Below are 21,213 nucleotides of genomic sequence, written 5' to 3' on the forward strand. Positions count from 1 at the left end.
CCCCCACCCCCCCCCCCCCCCCCCCCCCCCCCCCCCCCCCCCCCCCCCCCCCCCCCCCCCCGGTGCGGTACGCGGGAACGTGGGGCGGATCAGCTCTTCTTCCCGAGCCAGGCGTCGACCTTCGCGCGGTTGGCCTCCACCCATTTCTTGGCGGCGTCGTCCGGCGACATCTTGTCCTGCGCGATGTACTTCGCCACGAGGTTCTGGTCCTCGTTCGACCAGCTGAAGTTCTTCACGAGCTGGTAGGCCGGGCTGCCCGCATCGGCGAACTTCTTGCTGACGATCTTGTCCAGCGCGTAGACGGGGTAGTCGCAGGCCACCTTCTCGGGGTCGTCGTCGCAGCCCGTTTTGTACTCCGGCAGTTCCACCTTGACGAGCTTCAGCTCGGAGAAGAGCCACTGCGGTTCGTAGAAGTAGCCGATGACGGGCGTCTTCTTGGCCTCGGCCTGGCGGAACGCCTGGATCAGCGCGGCCTCGCTCCCCGAGTACACCACCTTGAAATCGAGGTTCAGGTTCTTCACCAGGGCGCCGTCGTTGGTGACGAACGACGGGTCCCCGTCGAGCAGTTGGCCCTTGTCGCCGGACTCCGAGGTCTTGAGCTGGTCCGCGTACTTGTTGAGGTTCTGCCATTGGGTGATGTCCGGGTACTTCTCCGCGAGCCACGGCGGGACGTACCAGCCGATGACCCCCTTGTTGCCCGTCTCCCCGGCGGCGACGGCCGTCTGCTGCTGTTCGATGTACTTCTTCTTCAGGTCCGGGTGGCCCCAGTTCTCGACGATCGCGTCGACCTCGCCGGTGCCGAACCCCTGCCAGGCGACCTCTTCCTTGAGGTCCTTCTTCGTCACCTCACAGCCGAGGTCCTTCTTCGCGACGTACGCGATGACCGCCGCATTGGCCTCGTAGCCGACCCACGGGTTGACGGCGAGGTTGAAGGACCCGCACTTCCCTGCGCTGCCTCCGCCGCCCGAAGGCCCGGCGCCCGTCTCGCCGACCTTCGCGCCGCTGCATCCGGCGAGCGCGAGGGCCAGCGCCGACAGACCGGCCAGCGCCGCCCGCCGGGCCGGGCGCCGCTGCGGCGCCGGTCCTGTGTTGAGGTTCCCTGCCATGTGTCCTGCCCCTTCTTCCGCCTCAGCGCCCGCCGGGGGCTGTTGCCGCCCGGTGCGCCGCCGCCTGGGTGATCCGGTCGAACATGACCCCGAGCAGCACGATGGCCAGGCCCGCCGCCAGCCCCTTGCCGTACAGCTGGCCCTGCGAGAAGCCCGCCACGACGTCGTAGCCGAGGGCGCCCGCCCCGACCAGCCCGCCGACGACGACCATCGACAGGACGTAGATCAGCCCCTGGTTCGTGGCGAGCGCGAGGGCTCCGCGGGCCATCGGGAGCTGGACCTTCGTGATGATCTGCCAGGTGCTGGAGCCGGCCGACACCGCCGCCTCCACGGTGCTCTGCGGTACCCCGCGCACCCCGTCCGCGATGATCTTCACCGTCACCGGGGCCGCGTAGACGATCGCCGCCACGATCGCCGTGAACCGGCTCGCGCCGAACAGGGCCAGGAACGGCACCAGGTAGACGAACGCCGGCATCGTCTGGCCCGCGTCGAGTACGGGGCGGACCAGCCGGTCGGCCAGGGCGCTGCGCCCCATCCACACGCCCACCACGACGCCGAGGGCCAGGACGATGACGGTCGCGACCATGCTGGAGGCCAGCGTCGTCATGCTGTCCCGCCACAGGCCCGTCCCGACGATCAGCGCCACGCACACCGCCGCGGTGGCCGCCGCGCGCCGGCCGCCGAGCAGCGCGCCGAGGGCCACGACCACCGCGCCGACCAGCCACCACGGGGAGCCGGTCAGCAGCGCCTCGAAGGGATTGAGCAGCAGGGTGGTGACCACGTCGCGCACGCCGCCCGTCACCCCGGAGAAGCTGCCCTGCGCCCAGGCGGTGACGGAGTCCGCCGTACGGGCGATCGCCCCGCCGAGACCGGAGCCGGCGGGGAACTGCGCCGCCCATACGTAGGTGTGGGAGAGCCAGATGCACACGGCGGTGGGCACACCGCCGGCGAGGAGCAGCGGGCGGCGCCACCGCGCCGCGCGCCCGCCGCGGCGCCCGGCGTCCTCCACCCGCACGCTCGCCGCGGTGGTCACGCGGTCGAGCACGATGGCCAGTACGACGATGGCGAGCCCGGCGTTGAACGCGGTGCCCACGTCGAGCGTCTCCAGGGCCTTGACGACGGTCTTGCCCAGCCCGGGCGCGTCGATGAGCGCGGCGATGGTGACCATGGACAGCGCGGCCATGATGGTCTGGTTCACGCCCAGCACGACGGTCCGCTTCGACATCGGCAGCAGCACGGTGGCGAGCGTCTGGCGCCGCGTCGCACCGAGCGACTCGGCCGCCTCGACCGTGGTGGCGGGGACCGAGCGGATCGCGTGCGCGGTGAGGCGTACGGCGGGCGGGGTCGCGAAGACCAGCGTGGCGATCGTGGCGGACGCCGGGCCGATGAGGAAGAACAGCGTCAGCGGGGCCAAGTAGACGAAGGTCGGCATCGTCTGCATGAAGTCGAGCACCGGGGTCGCCAGGCGGTGCACCCGGTCCGACAGCCCCGCCCAGACACCGAGCGGAATGCCGATGAGCAGCGAGACGAGGACGGCCGCCACGGTCAGCGCGAGCGTGTCCATGCTCTCGCGCCACAGCCCCTGGAGGCCGAACAGCACGAATCCGGCGACGGCCGGCGCCGCCACCCTGACGTTTCCGAACACCCACGAGACGTATCCGACGAGGGCGACCACGCCCAGCCAGCCGATCACCGGGACCGGGCGGCCGTAGGACGGCTGCGCGACCAGCGCCTGGAGGAAGGTGACCAGGTTGTCGATGACCAGCCGGATCTCGTTGAAGAGGTAGAGGAAGACCGGGTTGCTGTTGCGGCCGGCGCCGACGGCGTCGTTGATCTCGTTGAACCGCCGGTGGAGCGGCGTCAGTTCGGCGGCGCCGAGGGGAAGCGTGTGGAGGCCGCGAAGAGCGAGCCAGAGGACGACCCACCCGACGAGGACCGCGGCCGCGACCAGGGCGCGCCCGCCGCGTACGGGCGTGCGCCGCGCGCTCGCCGCTGCCAGGACGGCCATCACGCACCGCCCTCCGGGCCGGCGACGACCGCGAGCATCTCCTCGTCGCCGACGACGCCCAGCAGCCGCCCGTTCTCGACGACCTTCACGGGCCGGTCCGCCGCGAGGACGGCGCGCGTCGCGTCGCGGACCACGGTGTCCGGGCCGAGCTCCGGCCCGTCGAGTGCATCGTCCGGGCGGGCCGGGCGCATGATCCAGCGCAGGGTGAGCACGCGCGAGCGCGGCACGTCCGCCACGAAGTCCCGGACGTAGTCGTCGGCGGGCGCGCCCACCAGCTCGTCGCCCGTACCGCACTGGACCGTGCGGCCGTCGCGCATGATGAGGATGCGGTCGCCGAGCCTCAGCGCCTCGGACAGGTCGTGGGTGACGAACACCATCGTCTTGCCGACCTCGCGGTGCAGCCGGACGACCTCGTTCTGCATGTCCCGGCGGATCAGCGGGTCGAGTGCGGAGAACGGCTCGTCGAACAGGAGCACGTCCGGGTCCCCGGCGAGGGCGCGCGCCAGCCCGACCCGCTGCTGCATGCCGCCGGAGAGCTGGTCGGGGTAGGAGTGCTCGTACCCGGCGAGGCCGACCAGCTCGACCACCTCCATGGCGCGCCGGGTACGTTCGGCCCGGCCGATGCCGCGGATCTCCAGCCCGTACGCGACGTTGTCCAGGACCCGGCGGTGCGGCAGCAGCCCGAAGTGCTGGAAGACCATCGCGAACTTGCGCCGCCGCAGCTCGCGCAGCCTCGATCGGTCGGCAGCGCGGATGTCTTCGCCCTCGAAGACGAGCTCGCCCGCCGTCGGCTCGATCAGCCGGGTCAGACAGCGCACCAGCGTCGACTTCCCGGAACCGGACAGGCCCATGACGACGAAGACCTCGCCGGGCGACACGTCGAAGGCCACGTCCCGTACGGCCGCGGTGCAGCCGGTGCGCTCCATGAGCTCGCGGCGGGAGAGGGCGCACAGCTCGGGCGAGTCCGGCACCCGGGCCGCCTTGGGCCCGAAGACCTTCCACAGGCCGCGGACGGAGATCACGGGGGTCCCGTCCCCGGACGCACCGCGCGGCGACGGCACTTCTGTCTTCGTTGCGGTCACTGTCGGCCTCTCTTCGGATGGCACCGGCTCAGCCGCGGAACCAGCGCTGCGCCCTCGGCTGGATGTTCTGCCAGATGTGCTTGGGTTCGCGGTACTCGTCCAGTCCGGTCGGGCCCAGCTCGCGGCCGACACCCGAATGCCCGAAGCCGCCCCACTCCGCCTGGGGGACGTAGGGGTGGTAGTCGTTGATCCAGACCGTGCCGTGCCGCAGCCGCCGGGCGACGCGCTGGGCCCTGCCCGCGTCCTGGGTCCACACTGCGCCGGCGAGCCCGTACTCCGTGTCGTTGGCGGTCCGTACGGCCTCGTCCTCGCCCGAGAACCGCTCGACGGTGAGCACCGGGCCGAAGGACTCCTCCCGTACGACGCGCATGTCCGGGCGGCACGCGTCGAGCACGGTCGGCGGATAGTAGAAGCCTGTGGCGAGCGCGGGGTCCTCGGGGCGCCGGCCCCCGCAGCGCAGTACGGCACCCTCCGCGAGGCCCGCCGCGACGTACTCCTCGATCTTCGCCCGGTGGGCGGCGGAGATCAGCGGCCCGGTCTCGGCGGCGGGGTCGAAGGGACCGCCCAGCCGGATGGTGCGGGCACGGCGTACGACCTCGTCGACGAAGACGTCGTGGAGCGGGTCCTCGACGATCAGGCGGGCGCCGGCCGAGCAGACCTGCCCGGAGTGCAGGAAGACGGCGGTCAGGGCGAAGTCCACGGCCGCCTCGAAGTCGGCGTCGGCGAAGACCACGTTGGGGTTCTTGCCGCCCAGTTCGAGCGCGACCTTCTTCACGGTGGCCGCGGCGGCCGCCATGACCTGCTTGCCCGTCTCGAGGCCGCCGGTGAAGGAGACCATGTCCACGCCCGGGTGCCCGGCGAGCGGCGCGCCGGCCTCGGCCCCCGCTCCGAGTACGAGGTTGGCCGCGCCGGCGGGCAGTCCGGCCTCCTCCAGCGCGCGCAGGAGCAGGATCGAAGTGGACGGGGTGAGCTCGCTGGGCTTGAGGACCAGGGTGTTGCCCGCGACGAGCGCGGGCGCGACCTTCCACGCGGCCTGGAGCAGCGGGTAGTTCCACGGGGTGATCAGCCCGCAGACCCCGACCGGCTCGTACACGACCCGGCTGACGGCGTCCTCCCGGCCCGTGTCGACCACCCGGCCCGCGCTGGTGCCCGCGATCCCGCCGAAGTACCGGAAACAAGCCACGGCGTCGGCGACGTCGTACTCGCTCTCCACCAGGCGCTTGCCGGTGTCGAGGGATTCGGCGCGGGCGAACTCCTTCGCCTCGCGCTCCAGCACCCCGGCGGTGCGCAGCAGCACCGCACCGTGCTCCCGCTCGGGTGTGCGCGGCCACGGCCCCTCGTCGAAGGCGCTGCGCGCGGCGGCGATCGCGGCTTCGGAGTCGGCCCGCGTCGCTTCGGACACGGTCCGCACGAGCGCGCCGTCGGCGGGGCAGTGAATGTCCCGACGGCCGCCCGCCACCGCTTCGCGCCACTTCCCACCGACGTACAGATCTGCCACGCGCGGAGCCTCCATACGGGTAACACCGGTATGTGCGTTGCGTATTGCGCATCGTATTGCTCGGAATGGAACGACACGATCGCCCACGGGGTGCGGTACGTCAAGGGGGACGGGCGCCCGGGCACGGCGGCCGGGCGGCGCGCTCAACCGCTCAGCCTCCGATGCGCTCCAGCATCGCGCGGCGCCAGCGCTCGGTCTCGGCGATCTGGTTGAACGTGAACAGGTGCAGCCCGGCCACCGCGGCCTCGGGCGAGCCCAGCGCGGGCGCGCTGCGGCGCAGCAGCCGCTCCGGGGAGTAGCCGCCGGGCGCGGCGAAACGCAGGAACCACGAGGGGTGCCGGGTGAGGAACTTGGCCGATTCCCCCACGCCGATCTTCGTGGCCATGGACAGCAGCTTCGCGCGCTCGACCGGGCCGGCGACCCCGACGTGCACGGGCAGCACGATCTGCCGGCGGCGCACCCGTGCCAGCCACTGGCGCAGGGTCGCCGGGTCGAAGCACAGGTTGCTGACGATGTACGTCGCGTGCGGCTGCTTGTCCCGCATCGCCTGGACGGTGACGTCGTCGTCGATGAGGGGATGGCTCTCCGGGTATCCGGTGATGCCGACGTGCGTGAACGGGCTGCCCAGCTCGCCGAGCCGGCGCAGTACGGGCAGGGCCGCGTCGTACGCCCCGGCCGGCGGGTCGGCGTCGCCGGCCGGTACGAAGACGTCCTCGATGCCGGCGGCGACGAGCCGGTCCACGATGTCCGCGAGGTGGCCGGCGTCGGCGATCTGCCGGGCCGGGACGTGCGGGACGACCCGGTAGCCGTGCCCGGCCAGGCGGGTGGCGAGGTCCAGCGTCGGGCCGATGCCCTTGGCGGGGGAGGCCGTGACCGTGACCGGCACGTCCGCCGGGACGTGGGCCAGCACCTTGTCCTCGGTGGCCTTCGCCGGCAGGACCTCGTAGCGGACCCGGCGCAGGAGCTCGGCCAGGCCGCCCCCGGTGACCGGGGTCTGTACGGGGCGTTCGGGATACGGCGTGGGCCGGGCGGACATGCCGCTCCTCCTCAGGTGTGGCCGGGGTGCTGCCCCTGCTCTGCCTCGCTGCGGAGGCGGTGGTGCCGGTAGAACTCGGCCTTGGACGGCGGCAGCGGCTCGTTGCCCAGGATGAGATCGGCGGCCTTCTCGGCCACCATCATGACGGGTGCGTAAATGTTCCCGTTCGTCACGTAGGGCATCACGGAGGCGTCCACGACGCGCAGCCCCTCCAGGCCGTGCACGCGCAGGCTCGCCGGATCGGTGACCGCCCCCTCGCCGGTGCCCATCCTGGCGGTGCAGGACGGGTGCAAGGCGGTCTCGCCCTCCCTGGCCACCCAGTCGAGGATCTGCTCGTCGCTCTCGACCTCCGGCCCCGGTGAGATCTCGCCGTCGTTGTACGGGGCCAGTCCCGGGCGGCCGAGGATGGTGCGGGCGGTCCGGATCGCCTCGACCCACTCGCGCCGGTCCTGCTCGGTGGAGAGGTAGTTGAACCGCAGGGCCGGGTGCACCCGGGGGTCCTTGCTCCTGATCTTGACCGAGCCCCTGGCGTCCGAGTACATGGGGCCGACGTGCACCTGGTAGCCGTGGCCCCCGGCGGGCGCGGAGCCGTCGTAGCGGACCGCGATCGGCAGGAAGTGGAACATCAGGTTGGGGTACGCGACGTCCTCGTTGCTCCGCGCGAAACCGCCGGCCTCGAAGTGGTTGGTCGCGCCGGGGCCGGTACGGAAGAGCCACTGCAGGCCGATCCAGGGGCGGTGTCGCCACTTCAGGTAGGGCTGCATCGAGACCGGCTGCTTGCAGGCGTACTGGACGTACACCTCCAGGTGGTCCTGGAGGTTCTCCCCCACGCCCGGCAGGTCGTGGACGACGTCGACGTCCAGGGCCCGCAGCTCGTCGGCGTTGCCGACCCCGGACAGCTGGAGCAGCTGCGGGGAGTTGATCGCACCGCCGGACAGGACCACCTCGCCGGCGCGCACCTGCCGGGGCGCCCCGCGGCCGCGGCGGTACTCGACGCCGACGGCGCGCTTGCCCTCGAAGAGGATCCGGGTCACGAAGGCCCTGGTCCGCACGTCGAGGTTGGGCCTCTTCACGGCCGGGTGCAGGTAGGCCCGGGCGGCGGACAGCCGCCGCCCGCGGTGGATGGTGCGGTCGAAGGCCGCGAAGCCCTCCTGCCGGTAGCCGTTGACGTCGTCGGTCAGCGGGAAACCGGCCTGCCGGACCGCCTCCATGAAGGCCGGGAAGAGGGGGCTGGAGGCCGGGCCGCGCTCCAGGACGAGGGGTCCCGTGCGGCCGCGGAACTCGTCCTCCGGGTCCGCGGCCAGGCAGTTCTCCATCCGGTTGAAGTAGGGAAGGCAGTGCGCGTAGTCCCAGGTCTCCATGCCGGGGTCGGCGGCCCAGCGCTCGTAGTCGAGGGGGTTGCCGCGCTGGAAGATCATTCCGTTGATGCTGCTCGACCCGCCCAGCACCTTGCCGCGGGCGTGGTAGATGCGCCGCCCGTTCATGTGCGGCTCGGGCTCGGACTCGTACTTCCAGTCGTAGAAGCGGCTGCCGATGGGAAACGTGAGCGCCGCGGGCATGTGGATGAAGACGTCCCACGGGTAGTCCGGGCGGCCGGCTTCGAGGACCAGGACGCGGTTGCCGGGATCCGCGGAGAGCCGGTTCGCCAGGGCGCTGCCGGCCGAGCCGCCGCCGACGATGACGAAGTCGTAATGCTGGGGCACCATCGGAGTTTCGTCCCTCCGTCGTCTCCGGCCGAGGGCTGCCCCCAGCCGTCAAGATGCGGCGCATGCTAGTACGGGTATCGCCATGCGCACCAGGTTGCGTTCCGCGCAACTTTCCGGCCTCGTCTCGGCCCCGGCCGGCTGTTGATGACGGCGCGTATAGTTTCGCCATGAGCAACTACGAGGCAGCCACCGAAACCGCGGGCGCCCCGGCGGGCGGGGTGCAGTCCGTCGACCGCGCCGTCAGCGTGCTGGAGATCCTCGCCCAGCGCGGCGAGGCGGGCGTCAGCGAAGTGGCCGCGGAGATCGACGTCCACAAGTCGACGGCGTTCCGGCTGCTCGGGGCGCTCGAGGCGCGCGGCCTCGTCGAACAGGCCACGGAGCGCGGCAAGTACCGGCTCGGCTTCGGCATCGTGCGGCTCGCGGGCGCGGTCACGGGGCGGATAGACATCACGCAGGTGGGCCGACCGGTGTGCGAGCGGCTGGCCGAGGAGCTCGGCGAGACGGTCAACATCGCCATTCTGGAAGAGCGGTACGCGATCAACCTCTGCCAGGTGCGCGGCCCGGGCGCGGTGACGGCGCACAACTGGGTCGGCCAGCTGACCCCGCTGCACGCCACCTCCAGCGGCAAGGTCCTCCTCGCGCACCTCCCGGCGAAGCAGCGCGTGCAACTGCTGGCGGAAGCCGGCCTGAAGAAGTACACGCCGAGCACCCTGACCGCCAGGACGAAGCTCGAGAAGAACCTCGTCGCGTCCCTGGACCGCGGGTACGCCATGACGTTCGAGGAGTACGAGATCGGGCTGCACGCCATGGCCGCCCCGATCCGCGACCGGGACGGCGTGGTCATCGCCGCGATCAGCGCATCGGGGCCGAGCTACCGCTTCACCGAGGAGCGGATGCACGAGCTGGCGCCGCTGCTGCTGAAGGGCGCGCAGGAGATCAGCCACCGCATGGGCCACCTGGGCTGAGCGGCCGCTTCGACGGCTCCTACCGCGGCTGCCCGTGCCCGGGGCCCAGGCGCTCCCGGATCCAGTCGTGGAACGCCCCGATGTGGTGCTCGCTGGGGACGAGCACCCCGCCCTTGGCGTACATGCGGGAGCTCATCGCGGGCTGGCAGCGCTCGCAGGCGTCGAAGTCCTGGCGGTTGACGCGGTCGAAGAGCTCGACGGAGCGGCTGACGTCCGTGCCGCCCGCCACCACGTCCTTGAGGTAGAGCCAGTCGCATTCGACGATCGTGCGGTCGGCCGCGACCGGGTACATCCGGTGGAAGATCACGTGGTCCGGCACCAGGTTGACGAAGACCTGCGGCCGCACGGTGATCGCGTAGTACTTGCGGTCCTGGTCCGGCGAGACGGTGGGGATCCGGTCGAGGCCCTGCGAGCCGTCGACGGTGAAGCCCTGGATGCCCTCGCCGAAGGCGGCCCCGTGTCCGACGTAGTACTGCGCCGCGTAGCCGTCGGCGAACTCCGGGAGCACCTCGGTGAGTTCGGGGTGGATCGTCGCACAGTGGTAGCACTCCATGAAGTTCTCGATGATGAGCTTCCAGTTCGCCTTGAGGTCGTAGACGATCCGCCGTCCGACCTCCAGGTCCTCGACGGCGTACCGCGCGATGGACTCCGCGTCGCCGAGCCGCTCGACGGCCGCGCCCATGACCTGCTCCTCGAAGGAGGGCGGGCTGTCCGCGAGGCAGACCCAGGCGTACCCGAGCCATTCGCGTACGGGCACGGGCGCCAGCCCGAACTCGGTCCGGCCGACGTCGGGCATCTTCGTGAGGTTGGGGGCGGCGATCAGCCTGCCGTCGAGGTCGTACGTCCAGGCGTGGTACGGGCACTGGAAGGCCCGCCTGACCTCGCCGGTCTGCTCCGTGCACAGCTTGGCGCCGCGGTGCCGGCACACGTTGAAGTAGGCGCGGATCGCGTGGTCGCGCGCCCGCGTCACCAGGATGCTCTCGCGGCCCACGTCCACGGTACGGAAGGCGCCCGGCTTGGCCAGCTCGGACGAGCGCCCCACGCAGAACCACATCGCCTCGAAGATGCGTTCCTGCTCCAGCCGGAAGATGTCCGGGGCGGTGTAGTACTCGCCGGGGAGGGTGGCGATCAGGCTTTCCGGCAGGCCGGTCGTGGTCACGTGCACTCCTCGCGGAACGTCGTGGTTCGGGGCGTGGGGCATCGGGGGCATCGGGTGGGAGCGGGCGGGGGCGCAGGGACGCCGGACCGGGACCCTCCGTGGGTCAACCGGCCGTCCTGGCCTCGACGGTGGCCAGCCGGCGCCGCCACCGTGTGAACAGCCGCGTCTGGTTCAGGCCGAGCACCGCGACCGGCCGGCCCGCGCTCCGGTAGACCGCGAGGAAGCTGCGGTCGGCCGCCGCACCCTCCTCGACCGTGACGCTGTCGGCCTCCGCGGCGTACCCGGCGAACTGGATCCGGGTCCCGTACTGGTCGGACCAGAAGTACGGCGGCCGGGGCGCCTGCGGCACGCCCTGCCCGCCGGAGAGCAGGGCGGCGACCGCCGCGGCCGGCCGCTCCCGCGCGCCGGTCCAGTGCTCGACCCGGCGGTGGGCCCCGACCGCGGGCTCGTACCAGGCCGCGCAGTCCCCGACGGCGACGATGCCGGGGGCGTTCGTACGGCCGGCCGCGTCGCACCGTACGCCGTCGTCCAGGTCCAGTCCGGACCCGGCCAGCCAGTCGGTGCACGGGCGGGCGCCCACTCCGACGACCACGGTGTCGGCGTCGAGGCGGCGGCCGTCGTCGAGTACGACGGCCTCCACCCTGGCCGCACCGGCGAGTGCGCGTACGCCCGTTCCGCACAGCAGGCGGACGCCGTGGTCCGCGTGCAGCCGGGAGACGAGGGAGCCCATCTCCCTGCCGAGCGGGCCGGCCAGCGGTGTGGGCGCCGCCTCCACGACGGTAACGTCGAGGCCGAGCCGCCGCGCGGTGGAGGCGACCTCGGCTCCGATGAACCCGCCGCCCACGACCACCAGTCGGCCGCCGCGGGCCAGGTCGGCCCGCAGCGCGCGGGCGTCGTCCAGGGTGCGCAGGACGTGCACGCCGTCGAGGTGCTCGCTCCCGGGCAGGGTCCGGGCTGCGGCGCCGGTGGCGATCACGATGCCGTGGGCCCGGACCGACCGGCCGTCGGCGAGCCGTACGTGGTGCTCGGCCCACGACCCGGTGTCGATCCCGACGGCCCGCACACCGAGCTCCCACACGGCTGCGAGGTCCTCGCCCTCCGCTTCGAGGGCGAGTGCGTCCTCGTCGATCTCGCCGGCGAGGAACTCCTTCGACAACGGGGGCCTGTCGTAAGGGCGGTGTGCTTCGCCGCCGATGAGGACGAGCCGCCCGTCATAGCCCTGCTCGCGCAGCGAACGGGCGGCGGACAGGCCGGCCAGCGAGGCGCCGACGACGGCCACGGTCTTCACGCGCGGCCTTCCGCCCGGTGGGCGGCCGCACCGGGCTGCGGGGACGGCAGGACGTACACCGTGCCGTCCTCGACGAGGACCTGGTGGGTGCGGACCGGGCGCTTGGCGGGCGGGAAGTCGACGCTGCCGGTGCGCAGGTCGAACTTCGAGGCGTGCAGGGGGCATTCGACTTCGCACCCCTCGAGCCAGCCGTCGGACAGCGAGGCGTCCTGGTGGGTGCACGTGTCGTCGATGGCGTACACCTCGCCGGCCTCGGTATGGAACACCGCGATCGGAGGATCGGAGTCGAGCCTGCAGGCCTCGCCTCGCGGGAGATCGGCGAGTCGGCACACGGGAATCTTCATGACACCTCGGTGCGTATAGCGAAACGGATTGCGGTGAACGCAACGTCAGTGTGAGGGTGCCCCACTACCGTGTCAAGGAAGGATTCACGACATCGGAAAGGGCCCGGAAGGCCGTTGTGTGCGCGCCGTTTTCACCCCGCTCGCCCTCACGGGCGCGCGAGCACGGCTGCCCGGGCGCAGTCCCGCCCGGGCCGGGGCGTCCCCGCGCATCCACCCCGCTCCGCACCCCGGCTTCCGTGCGCTCCCGCGGCCGTGAGAGGGTCGGCCCGGCCTCCGACGGGGCCGCGCACGAGGAGGGCAGTGTGACCGGCAGCACATCCACCGGACTGGTACTGGTGGCGGACGACGACGCCGCCATCCGCCGCTCGCTGGAGCGCGGGCTGCGGCTGAGCGGCTTCACCGTGTTCCTCGCCGAGGACGGCCCCGCCGCGCTGCGCCTGCTCGCCGGCCACGCCCCGGACGTCCTCGTACTCGACGTCTCGATGCCCGGCCTGACCGGCACGGAGGTCTGCCGCAGCCTGCGCGCCCAGGGCGACGAGACTCCCGTTCTGATGCTGTCGGCCCTCGACGAGGTCGCGGACCGGATCGCGGGGCTGCAGGCCGGGGCCGACGACTACCTGGTCAAACCCTTCGCCTTGGAGGAGCTCGTGCTGCGCCTGCACGCCCTGCTGCGCCGCCGGCCGGCCCAGGCCCCTGCGTCGGACGTCCTGCGCGCCGGCCCGCTGGTGATCGACGAGGCCAGTCGGCAGGTACATCACGACGGAGCCGAGCTCCACCTCACCCGGCGCGAGTTCGAGCTGCTGGTCCAGCTGGTGCGCAACGCGGGGATCGTCCTCACCAGGGACCAGCTGCTGGACCGGGTGTGGGGCTACGACTTCGAGGTGCGCACCGACGCCGTCGACACCTTCGTCAGCTACCTGCGCCGCAAGCTGGAGGAGGGCGGGCGCCCGCGGCTGATCCACACCGTGCGCGGCGTCGGTTTCGTCCTGCGCGTCCCCGAAGCCCGGAGCGGGTCGTGAAGCTCGCCACCCGTATCGCGCTCTCGGTGACCGTGGTGGTGCCCCTGCTGGTGCTCGCCGCGGGCCTGCTGGTGCTCGGGCTGGTCAGCCGCGACCTGCACCGGCAGCAGGACACCCGCCTGCAGGACCGGGCCTCGGCCGTCCTCCCGGACGTCAAGGCGATGCTCACGGCCGACCTGAACGGGCGGCCGAAGGCGGAGCAGAACCAGCACCGCAAGGTCCTCGGCGACGTCCTCGACGCCGGGATCCGGGTGCGGACCACGGACGGAACGGTCGTCCTGGAGGGCGGACCGCAGCCCGCCGACCCGGTACGGCTGCCCGAGCAGACCCCGGGCGGGCCGGTCACCGTCCGGGCCAAGGGCCATGCCTGGCGGGTGCTGACCGTTCCGGTGGCCGGGCCGGCGCCGGGCACTTTCTGGCTGTTCACCCCGGCCTCGGCGGCCGACCCGCAGGTCGTCGCCGTGCGCCGCCGCGTCCTGCTGGTCGCCCTGCTGGCGGCGCCGGTCTCCGGGCTGCTGGCGTACGGGCTGGCCGGCCGCGCCACCGCCTCCGTACGGAACCTGAGCCGCCGGGCCGCCGCCCTCGACCCGGGGGCGGGCACGGCCGCCTTCGCCACCGCGCCGGCGAACATCGCCGAGGTGGATGAACTGTCCACCGCCATCGGCCAGTTGCTGGCACGGTACGAGGAACAGGCAGCCCGTACGGCGCAGGCGCTCGACACCGCCCGCTCGTTCTCCTCCGCCGCTTCGCACGAGCTGCGCACACCGCTCATGAGCATGCGGACCGACCTGGACGTCCTCGCCGCCCATCCCGACCTCTCCCCCGCCGAACGGGCCGAGATCGTACGGGACTTGCAGAGCGACCACGCCCGGCTGCTGGACCTGCTCACGGCCCTGCGGATGCTCGCCCGGGGCGATCTGGTGGAGGTGTCCGCCTTCGCCCCGCTCGACCTCTCCGAGCTGGTGGACACGGTCGTCGGCGAGACCGGCCGCCGCCACCCCACGGCCCGGCTCGAAGCCGAACTCCCCCCGGAGTTGCGGGTGTTCGGATGGGATGCCGGGCTGTCCATCCTGCTCGCCAACCTGCTGGGCAATGCGGTGGTGCACGGCCACCTGCCGGACGAGCCGGCCAGGATCGCGGTACGTCTGCGCGCGGAGGGCGGGCACGCCGTGCTCACCGTGGACGACGCGGGGCCCGGCATCCCGTCCGACGAACGGGAAGCCGTCTTCCGACGGTTCCACCACCGCCCGGGCAGCCCCGGCTCCGGGCTCGGTCTGACGCTCGTCGCCCAGCAGGTCGCGCTGCACCAGGGCGCGATCGCGATCGGGACGCCGCCCGGCGCCGCGGGCACCCGCGTCGAGGTGCGCCTGCCCCTGTCGGCCGCCGACGCCCCGACCCTGCGCCTGCCGAGGCGCCGCGACTGGATCTCCCGGGCCGACTGAGCGGCTGCGACCCGGCCGGCCGGGGCCTCAGGGGGGCGCTTCCTGTGGACTCACAAAGATTCCACAAAGACACCTCCTAGCGTCCTGACCGGTCGGCCGCCTGTGAGCCGGCCCGCTCGCACCGAAGGGGATACAGCCATGCTCCCGAACCGTAGGACCACCGCTGCCGCGATCGGCGCCGTGGCGCTGGCCGGCGCCCTGCTCGCCGCCGCCCCCGCCCAGGCCGATGGCGGCAGCCCCGCCCCCGCCGCCTCGAAGTCGGCCAAGTCCGCCCCCAAGGGCGACGGCGCCAAGGCGATCTGCAAGCGCCTTCCGAAGACGGAGACCCGCGTGAGCACCGCCATCAACCGCCTCAACGGCGACGTCACCGTCCCCGGCTCCGTCGCGCGGCTGGAGCAGCGCGTGGCGAACGCGCAGACCGCCGGCCACACCGAGGTCCACACGTACCTGAACGACCGCCTGACCTTCCGCAAGAGCCTGCTGCCCACCCTGCAGAAGCGGCAGGCCGACCTGAAGGCCGTCAGCACCTGGTGCGCCGCGCAGGAGTCCAAGTGAGCGTGCCCCGCCGCGCCGCAACGGGGCTCGCCACCCTGCTCACGGCGGCCGCGCTGCTGCTCACCGGCTGCATGCCGGGCACGAAGGCCCAGCCCCAGGACTCCCGGTCCGTGAGCTCCGACGACGCCCAGGTCAAGGACATGCAGCAGAAGCTGGACGACGCCGAGAGCGCGGCGGCCCAGGCGGACGCGGATGCCAGCCAGAACAACTGACCACCCCGCACGCCCACCCGGCCTGCCCCCGATCCACGGAGGCGGGCCGGTTTCGTTCCACTCCGTAGGCCGGGGCGGCGTAGCACGCGTCGCAAGACGCCGTCAGGCCCGCTTCCCGTGCAGGAACCGGCGCAAGCGGGTCCAGGGCCAGGTGTTGACGACGTCGTCCTTCGTCAACCAGCCGCGCTGCGCCGTGCCCACCCCGTAGCGCAGGTACGGCAGGTGCGTGGTCGCGTGGGCATCCGAGTTCACCGCGAACTTCACCCCGTGGCTCTTCGCGCGCAGGATGTCCTCGTCGCGCAGGTCGAGCCGCTCCGGATGCGCATTGATCTCCAGGGCCGTCCCCGTCCGCGCGCACGCCTCGAAGACCGCGTCGAAGTCGGCGTCCACACCGGGGCGCCGGCCGATCCGCCGGGTGGTCGGGTGCCCGATGACGGCGACGTGCGGGTTCTCGCAGGCCCGGATGAAGCGCCGGGTCATGGCGGCCCGGCTCTGGCCGAAATGGGAGTGCACGGAGGCCACGCACAGGTCGAAGTCCGCGAGGAACTCGTCGGGCCAGTCCAGGCCGCCGTCCGGCCCGATGTTGAGTTCCGTGCCGTGCAGCAGCCGCATCCCGTGCACCGTGCGGTCCAGTGCCCGTACCTGCTCGCGCTGCGCCAGGATCTTCTCCTGCGTCATGCGCTGCATGGCGAGGTCCGGCGCGTGGTCGGTGACCGCGTAGTACGCGTAGCCGCGCGCGGCAGCGGCGGCCACCATGTCCTCGAGGGAGGCGAGGCCGTCGGTGAGGTCCGTGTGGGTGTGCAGGTCGCCCCGGATGTCGCCCTCGGCCACGAGATCGGGGAGTTCGCCGCGCAGCGCGGCCGCGATCTCCCCGCGATCCTCCCGCAGCGTCGGGGGGATCCAGGGCAGGCCCAGCCGGGCGTAGATCTCCTCCTCCGTCTCCGAGGCGAGGTTCTTGCCGCTCTCGGCGTCGAAGAGCCCGTACTCGGAGAGCTTGAGGCCCTGGCGCACCGCCAGCGCGCGGGTGCGGATGTTGTGCGCCTTCGACCCGGTGAAGTACTGCAGCCCCGCGCCCCAGGACGCCGGCGGCAGGACGCGCAGGTCGACCTGGAGGCCGGCGCCGGTCCGGATCGAGGTCTTCTTCGCCCCGTGCGCGATGACGTCCGCCGTATAGGGGAGCTCGGCGAGGGCCGTCATGAACGGTGCGGACCGGTCCGCCGCCACCAGGATGTCGACGTCGCCGATGGTCTCGCGCATGCGGCGCAGCGAGCCCGCGTACGTACACCGCACGCACCCCGGGATGCGTTCCATCTCGGCCACGATCTGCTCGGCGATGTCCATCGCCGCGCCGAGCAGGATGCGGCTGTCGGTGTTCCGGAGTACGGAGATGCCGTGCAGGATGTTCTGTTCGGTCTGCTCTCCGAAACCCTTCAGGTCGCGCAGCCGCTCCTTGCGGATGGCGTCCTCCAGCTGCTCGACGGAGGAGACGCCCAGTTCCTCGTACAGGACGAGGGCCTTGCGGGGCCCGAGCCCGGGGATCGCGGTCAGCGCCCGCACCCCGGGCGGGACGGCCGCCCTGCGTGCCTCGATGTCCGGGACGTGCCCGGTGCTCAGGTACTCGACGACCTTCTCGGCGATCGACTTGCCCACGTTCGGGATCTCCCGCAGGCCCTTGACGTCGAGCTCGGCGACATCGGCCGGGTGCCCGCCGATGGCGCGGGCGGCCTTCTCGTACGCACGCGCCTTGAAGGCGTCGCCGCCGCTGATCGCGATCAGGTCGGCGTACTCCTGGAGCAGTGCCTCGACCTGTTCGTTGGCCCTGGGCATACCTCCAGGGTGCCCCCTGCACCGGGGCCCGGCCCGACCGGCGCGACCTAGCCTGGAGGAATGGGCGGTGACCTGGTCAGGCTCTTCCTCTGCGGGGACGTGATGCTGGGCCGCGGCATCGACCAGATCCTGCCGCACCCCGGGGATCCGGCGCTGCGGGAGACGTACGTACGGGACGCGCGGACGTACGTGGAACTGGCCGAGGCGGTCGGCGGCGCGGTGCCGCGCCCGGTCGGCTTCGGCTGGCCGTGGGGCGAAGCGCTGCGGGTGCTCGACGCCGCGGCGCCGGACGCACGGATCCTCAACCTGGAGACTTCCGTCACGCAGTGTGACGATCGGGCGCGCGGCAAGTCCGTCCACTACCGGATGCACCCCGCCAACCTGCCGTGTCTTGCCGCGGCGCGTCCGGACGTCTGCGCCCTCGCCAACAACCACGTCCTGGACCACGGCCGGACCGGCCTCGAGGACACCCTCGCGGCGCTGGCCGCCGCCGGACTGCGGACCGCGGGGGCGGGCCGGGACCTGGCCGAGGCGCGGCGGCCCGCGGCCGTCCCGCTCGCGGGCGGCGGGCGGCTGCTGGTGCACTCGCTGGCCATGGCCTCCAGCGGTGTGCCGCACGGCTGGGCCGCGACGGCGGAGCGCAGCGGGGTGGACTTCGTGGCCGAGCCGTCGGATGCCGCCGCGGCGCAGGTGGTGGACCGGATCCGGCGGGCGAAACGGCCGGGTGACGTGACCGTCGTGTCGGTCCACTGGGGTTCCAACTGGGGCTACCGCGTCCCGGACGGGCAGATCGGCTTCGCGCACGCGCTCGTCGACGGCGGCGCGGACCTGGTCCACGGGCATTCCTCGCACCATCCGCGGCCCATGGAGGTGTACCGGGGAAGGTTCATCGCCTACGGGTGCGGCGACCTCGTCAACGACTACGAGGGCATCGGCGGGTACACGGAGTTCCGGGACGACCTGCGGCTGCTGTACCTGGTGTCGGTGGACCCCGCGGACGGCCGGCTCGTCGACGTCCGCCTCACTCCGCTGCAGTCGCGCCGGCTGCGATTGGGTCCGGTGACGGACGAGGACTCCCAGTGGCTGTACGAGGTGCTCGTCCGCATCTGCCAGGGGTTCGGCGTGCAGCTCGGGCGCGAGCCGGACGGCGCGTTCCGTCTCACCTCCGCCACCGCCCCGCGGTAGAAGTTGAGGATTGTTCACTTTCCATTGACAGGGCGGGCCCCGGGGCCCAAAAGTGTGCCGTCAGCGATGCACCTGCGACCGAAGTGAGCCCGCATGACAGCGCCCGTACCCGCGTTCCCCGCCGATTTCCTCTGGGGGGTCTCCGCCTCGGCCTTCCAGATCGAAGGCTCCCCCACCGCCGACGGCCGGGGCCCCTCCTCCTGGGACGCCTTCACCAGGGAGCCGGGGCGCATCCGAGACGGCTCGCACGCGGACGTGGCCACCGACCACTACCGCCGCTACCCCGAGGACGTGGCCCTGATGGCCGAACTCGGCGTCGGCGCCTACCGGTTCTCGGTGTCGTGGTCGCGGGTCCTGCCGGACGGCCACGGGAAGGTCAACCGCAAGGGGCTGGACTTCTACGACCGGCTCGTCGACGAGCTCTGCGCCGCCGGCATCGCCCCGGTGCCCACCCTGTTCCACTGGGACACCCCGCTCGCCCTGGAGGAGAAGGGCGGCTGGCTCAGCCGCGACACCGCCGAACGGTTCGCGGCGTACGCCTCGGTGGTCGCGCAGCGGCTCGCCGACCGCGTCCCGATGTGGATCACCGTCAACGAGCCCGCCGAGGTCACCCTCCTCGGATACGGACTCGGCGAGCACGCCCCCGGCGAGCGTCTCGTCTTCGACGCCCTTCCCGCGGCACATCACCAACTCTTGGCCCACGGACTGGGCGTACAGGCCCTGCGTGCGGCGGGCGCCCGGCAGATCGGCATCGCCGCCTCGCACAGCCCCGTGTGGGCCGCGAGCGAAGGCGAGGCCGACCGCGCCGCCGCCGAGCTGTACGACACGCTCACCAACCGTCTCTTCGCCGACCCGATCCTGACCGGCGCGTATCCGGACGAGGGCCTGGCCTCCCTGCTGCCCGGCCCGGTGGCGGAGGACCTGAAGGCCATCTCGGCCCCGCTGGACTGGTACGGGATCAACTACTACAACCCGATGCGCGTCGGCGCCCCGCAACCGGCTTCCCCCGCAGGCGAGTTCGGCGGCATCGAGATACCCGCTGACCTCCCCTTCTCCGTCCGCCCGATCGAGGGGTACGAGCACACCGATTTCGGCTGGCCGGTGGTCCCGGACGGGCTGCGCGAACTGCTCGTCTCCCTGCGCGAACGCTACGGCGACCGGCTGCCGCCGCTGTACGTCACCGAGAACGGCTGCTCGTACGGGGACGGTCCGGATCCGACGACGGGACGGGTCGCCGATGCGCGCCGGATCGCGTACCACGAGGGCCATGTGGCGGCCCTGCACCGGGCGATGGCGCAAGGGGTCGACGTACGCGGTTACTTCATCTGGTCGATCCTCGACAACTTCGAATGGGCGGAGGGGTACCGGCAGCGGTTCGGGCTGGTCCACGTCGACTACGAGACGCTGGAGCGGACCCCGAAGGAGTCGTACGCCTGGTACCGCGACCTGATCAAGGGCGGCAGATGACCGTCGAACGGACGGCCGCGGAGACCGGCAGCCCGGTCGGCGGGCGCTGGGTCGGTGCGCTGTCCCTCGCGAACCTCGGCGTCTGGGTCGGCTGGTTCGGTCCGCTCCAACTGCTCCTGGCCCGCCAGGCGCAGCAGCTCACGCCGGACCACAAGGCGTCCACGCTCGCCCTGGTGACGGGCGTGGGAGCGGCGGTCTCGATGGTCGCCAACCCGGTCTTCGGTGCCCTGTCCGACCGTACGACGCCTCCGGCGGGCCGGCGGATCCCCTGGGTGGTGGCGGGAGTCGTGGGCGGGGCGGCCGGGCTGCTCGTCCTCGCGCGGGCTTCCAGCGTCGCGGGGGTGATCGCGGGCTGGTGCCTGGTCCAGCTCGCGCTCAACGCGGCGTTCGCCGCCCTCACCGCCGCCGTGCCCGACCAGGTTCCCCCCCGGCAGCGCGGCCTGGTCGGCGGCTGGCTCGGCGTTTCCCAGGTCGGCGGGATCCTGGTCGGCACGGCGCTGGCCACGGTCGCGGGCGGAGTCACCGCCGGGTATCTCGCGTGCGCGGCCTTCTCGGTGCTGGCGGCCGTCCCGTACGTGGTGATGCGACGCGACACGCGCCTGCGGCCCGAGGCCCGGCCCGCCTTCCGCTGGCGGACCTTCGTCACCGGTTTCTGGATCGATCCGCGGCGCCATCCCGACTTCGGCTGGGCCTGGTTGACGCGGTTCCTGATGAACCTGTCGTACTCCGTCAGCACGATGTACCTGCTGTACTACCTGACCGACGCCGTGCACTACGAGGACGACGCGGACACGGGCGTGCTGATCCTGACGGCGCTCAACGCGCTCACCCTCCTGGCCACGGTGGTGATCAGTGGTGTCCGGTCGGACCGCACGGGCCGCAGGAAGGTCTACGTCATCGGGTCGGGGCTGGTCATCTCGGCGGCCACCCTGCTGCTCGCCGTCTGGCAGACCTGGACGGGGGCGATCGTCGCCTCGCTCGTCCTCGGGGTCGGGTACGGCGTCTACACCTCGGTGGACTTCGCCCTGCTGACGGACGTGCTGCCGACGGCGGAGGACCGGGGTCGCGACCTCGGCGTCATCAACATCGCCAATGCACTGCCCCAGGTGCTGGCTCCGGTGATCGCCGCGCCGGTGGTCACCCACTTCGGCGGGTACACCACGCTGTACGCGCTCGCGGGGGCTCTGGCGCTGGCGGGGTCGGTACTGGTCCGCCGCATCCGCGGGGTCCGGTAACCGCCGGGGGGGGGGGGGGGGGGGGGGGGGGGGGGGAGGGAGGGGGGGAGGGGGGGAGGTGTGGGGGAGAAGGGGGAGA

The 21,213-nt window shown here is 72.5% G+C and carries 18 protein-coding genes; 8 read left to right on the top strand and 10 right to left on the bottom strand.

Annotation, left to right across the window (positions count from 1 at the left end; translation table 11 throughout):
• Positions 1–89: 89 nt before the first annotated feature.
• The 6 genes from ACZ49B_RS09920 to betA all read right to left on the bottom strand — a co-directional run bounded on the left by ACZ49B_RS09920 (position 90) and on the right by betA (position 8,436).
• The gene (locus tag ACZ49B_RS09920) at positions 90–1,106 is read right to left on the bottom strand and encodes an ABC transporter substrate-binding protein (RefSeq protein ID WP_468302710.1); all 1,017 of its coding nucleotides are present in this window, start codon (positions 1,104–1,106) and stop codon (positions 90–92) included.
• A 22-nt stretch (positions 1,107–1,128) separates the two neighbouring features.
• Positions 1,129–3,114 carry an ABC transporter permease gene (locus ACZ49B_RS09925; protein ID WP_468302713.1) on the bottom strand — a complete coding sequence of 662 codons (1,986 nt, stop codon included), beginning with the start codon at positions 3,112–3,114 and terminating at the stop codon, positions 1,129–1,131.
• Positions 3,114–4,196 carry a quaternary amine ABC transporter ATP-binding protein gene (locus tag ACZ49B_RS09930; protein WP_468302716.1) on the bottom strand — a complete coding sequence of 361 codons (1,083 nt, stop codon included), beginning with the start codon at positions 4,194–4,196 and terminating at the stop codon, positions 3,114–3,116. The genes ACZ49B_RS09925 and ACZ49B_RS09930 overlap by 1 nt, the downstream gene beginning before the upstream one ends.
• A gap of 28 nt (positions 4,197–4,224) precedes the next feature.
• Entirely contained in the window at positions 4,225–5,694 is a 1,470-nt protein-coding gene (locus tag ACZ49B_RS09935; protein ID WP_468302719.1) for an aldehyde dehydrogenase family protein, read from the bottom strand.
• 151 nt (positions 5,695–5,845) lie between these two features.
• Positions 5,846–6,730, bottom strand: a complete 885-nt coding sequence (locus tag ACZ49B_RS09940) for a methylenetetrahydrofolate reductase (protein WP_468302722.1) — start codon at positions 6,728–6,730, stop codon at positions 5,846–5,848.
• 11 nt (positions 6,731–6,741) lie between these two features.
• Positions 6,742–8,436 (bottom strand): choline dehydrogenase, encoded by a 1,695-nt coding sequence (betA, locus tag ACZ49B_RS09945; RefSeq protein WP_468302725.1) that lies wholly within the window; start codon positions 8,434–8,436, stop codon positions 6,742–6,744.
• A gap of 167 nt (positions 8,437–8,603) precedes the next feature.
• Between betA and ACZ49B_RS09950 the strand changes: the two genes are divergently transcribed.
• Positions 8,604–9,401 carry an IclR family transcriptional regulator gene (locus ACZ49B_RS09950; protein ID WP_468302729.1) on the top strand — a complete coding sequence of 266 codons (798 nt, stop codon included), beginning with the start codon at positions 8,604–8,606 and terminating at the stop codon, positions 9,399–9,401.
• 19 nt (positions 9,402–9,420) lie between these two features.
• On the opposite strand, the gene ACZ49B_RS09955 is transcribed toward ACZ49B_RS09950, so the two are convergent.
• From ACZ49B_RS09955 to ACZ49B_RS09965, 3 genes are all read right to left on the bottom strand, one after another.
• Positions 9,421–10,560 (bottom strand): aromatic ring-hydroxylating oxygenase subunit alpha, encoded by a 1,140-nt coding sequence (locus ACZ49B_RS09955; RefSeq protein WP_468302732.1) that lies wholly within the window; start codon positions 10,558–10,560, stop codon positions 9,421–9,423.
• 103 nt (positions 10,561–10,663) lie between these two features.
• Positions 10,664–11,848 carry an NAD(P)/FAD-dependent oxidoreductase gene (locus ACZ49B_RS09960; RefSeq protein ID WP_468302736.1) on the bottom strand — a complete coding sequence of 395 codons (1,185 nt, stop codon included), beginning with the start codon at positions 11,846–11,848 and terminating at the stop codon, positions 10,664–10,666.
• Entirely contained in the window at positions 11,845–12,192 is a 348-nt protein-coding gene (locus tag ACZ49B_RS09965) for a bifunctional 3-phenylpropionate/cinnamic acid dioxygenase ferredoxin subunit (RefSeq protein ID WP_468302739.1), read from the bottom strand. The genes ACZ49B_RS09960 and ACZ49B_RS09965 overlap by 4 nt, the downstream gene beginning before the upstream one ends.
• A gap of 302 nt (positions 12,193–12,494) precedes the next feature.
• Between ACZ49B_RS09965 and ACZ49B_RS09970 the strand changes: the two genes are divergently transcribed.
• From ACZ49B_RS09970 to ACZ49B_RS09985, 4 genes are all read left to right on the top strand, one after another.
• Positions 12,495–13,211, top strand: a complete 717-nt coding sequence (locus ACZ49B_RS09970) for a response regulator transcription factor (RefSeq protein ID WP_468302742.1) — start codon at positions 12,495–12,497, stop codon at positions 13,209–13,211.
• Complete coding sequence (locus tag ACZ49B_RS09975) at positions 13,208–14,653, top strand: sensor histidine kinase (RefSeq protein ID WP_468302745.1); 1,446 nt, start codon at positions 13,208–13,210, stop codon at positions 14,651–14,653. Before ACZ49B_RS09970 ends, ACZ49B_RS09975 begins: the two co-directional genes overlap by 4 nt.
• Before the next feature lie 138 nt (positions 14,654–14,791).
• Positions 14,792–15,208 carry a hypothetical protein gene (locus ACZ49B_RS09980; RefSeq protein WP_468302748.1) on the top strand — a complete coding sequence of 139 codons (417 nt, stop codon included), beginning with the start codon at positions 14,792–14,794 and terminating at the stop codon, positions 15,206–15,208.
• On the top strand, positions 15,205–15,420 hold the full coding sequence (locus tag ACZ49B_RS09985) for a hypothetical protein (protein WP_468302751.1): 216 nt from the start codon (positions 15,205–15,207) through the stop codon (positions 15,418–15,420). Before ACZ49B_RS09980 ends, ACZ49B_RS09985 begins: the two co-directional genes overlap by 4 nt.
• A gap of 102 nt (positions 15,421–15,522) precedes the next feature.
• Here ACZ49B_RS09985 and polX read toward each other — a convergent pair whose 3' ends face one another.
• Positions 15,523–17,247, bottom strand: a complete 1,725-nt coding sequence (gene polX / locus ACZ49B_RS09990; RefSeq protein ID WP_468302754.1) for a DNA polymerase/3'-5' exonuclease PolX — start codon at positions 17,245–17,247, stop codon at positions 15,523–15,525.
• A gap of 60 nt (positions 17,248–17,307) precedes the next feature.
• Here polX and ACZ49B_RS09995 point away from each other — a divergent pair, with 60 nt between their 5' ends.
• The 3 genes from ACZ49B_RS09995 to ACZ49B_RS10005 all read left to right on the top strand — a co-directional run bounded on the left by ACZ49B_RS09995 (position 17,308) and on the right by ACZ49B_RS10005 (position 21,134).
• Positions 17,308–18,432 (top strand): CapA family protein, encoded by a 1,125-nt coding sequence (locus tag ACZ49B_RS09995; RefSeq protein ID WP_468302757.1) that lies wholly within the window; start codon positions 17,308–17,310, stop codon positions 18,430–18,432.
• A 93-nt stretch (positions 18,433–18,525) separates the two neighbouring features.
• Positions 18,526–19,899: a GH1 family beta-glucosidase gene (locus ACZ49B_RS10000; RefSeq protein WP_468302760.1), complete on the top strand. Its 1,374-nt coding sequence runs from the start codon at positions 18,526–18,528 to the stop codon at positions 19,897–19,899.
• Positions 19,896–21,134, top strand: a complete 1,239-nt coding sequence (locus ACZ49B_RS10005) for an MFS transporter (protein ID WP_468302763.1) — start codon at positions 19,896–19,898, stop codon at positions 21,132–21,134. The genes ACZ49B_RS10000 and ACZ49B_RS10005 overlap by 4 nt, the downstream gene beginning before the upstream one ends.
• Positions 21,135–21,213 lie beyond the last annotated feature (79 nt).

The sequence above is a fragment of the Streptomyces sp. NPDC031132 genome (assembly GCF_055570595.1).

Excerpts from the sequence above, each read along its gene's own strand:
- ACZ49B_RS09920 (WP_468302710.1), bottom strand. The coding sequence starts at position 1,106 with ATGGCAGGGAACCTCAACACAGGACCGGCGCCGCAGCGGCGCCCGGCC.
- ACZ49B_RS09925 (WP_468302713.1), bottom strand. The coding sequence starts at position 3,114 with ATGGCCGTCCTGGCAGCGGCGAGCGCGCGGCGCACGCCCGTACGCGGC.
- ACZ49B_RS09940 (WP_468302722.1), bottom strand. The coding sequence starts at position 6,730 with ATGTCCGCCCGGCCCACGCCGTATCCCGAACGCCCCGTACAGACCCCG.
- betA (WP_468302725.1), bottom strand. The coding sequence starts at position 8,436 with ATGGTGCCCCAGCATTACGACTTCGTCATCGTCGGCGGCGGCTCGGCC.
- ACZ49B_RS09950 (WP_468302729.1), top strand. The coding sequence starts at position 8,604 with ATGAGCAACTACGAGGCAGCCACCGAAACCGCGGGCGCCCCGGCGGGC.
- ACZ49B_RS09965 (WP_468302739.1), bottom strand. The coding sequence starts at position 12,192 with ATGAAGATTCCCGTGTGCCGACTCGCCGATCTCCCGCGAGGCGAGGCC.
- ACZ49B_RS09980 (WP_468302748.1), top strand. The coding sequence starts at position 14,792 with ATGCTCCCGAACCGTAGGACCACCGCTGCCGCGATCGGCGCCGTGGCG.
- polX (WP_468302754.1), bottom strand. The coding sequence starts at position 17,247 with ATGCCCAGGGCCAACGAACAGGTCGAGGCACTGCTCCAGGAGTACGCC.
- ACZ49B_RS09995 (WP_468302757.1), top strand. The coding sequence starts at position 17,308 with ATGGGCGGTGACCTGGTCAGGCTCTTCCTCTGCGGGGACGTGATGCTG.
- ACZ49B_RS10000 (WP_468302760.1), top strand. The coding sequence starts at position 18,526 with ATGACAGCGCCCGTACCCGCGTTCCCCGCCGATTTCCTCTGGGGGGTC.
- ACZ49B_RS10005 (WP_468302763.1), top strand. The coding sequence starts at position 19,896 with ATGACCGTCGAACGGACGGCCGCGGAGACCGGCAGCCCGGTCGGCGGG.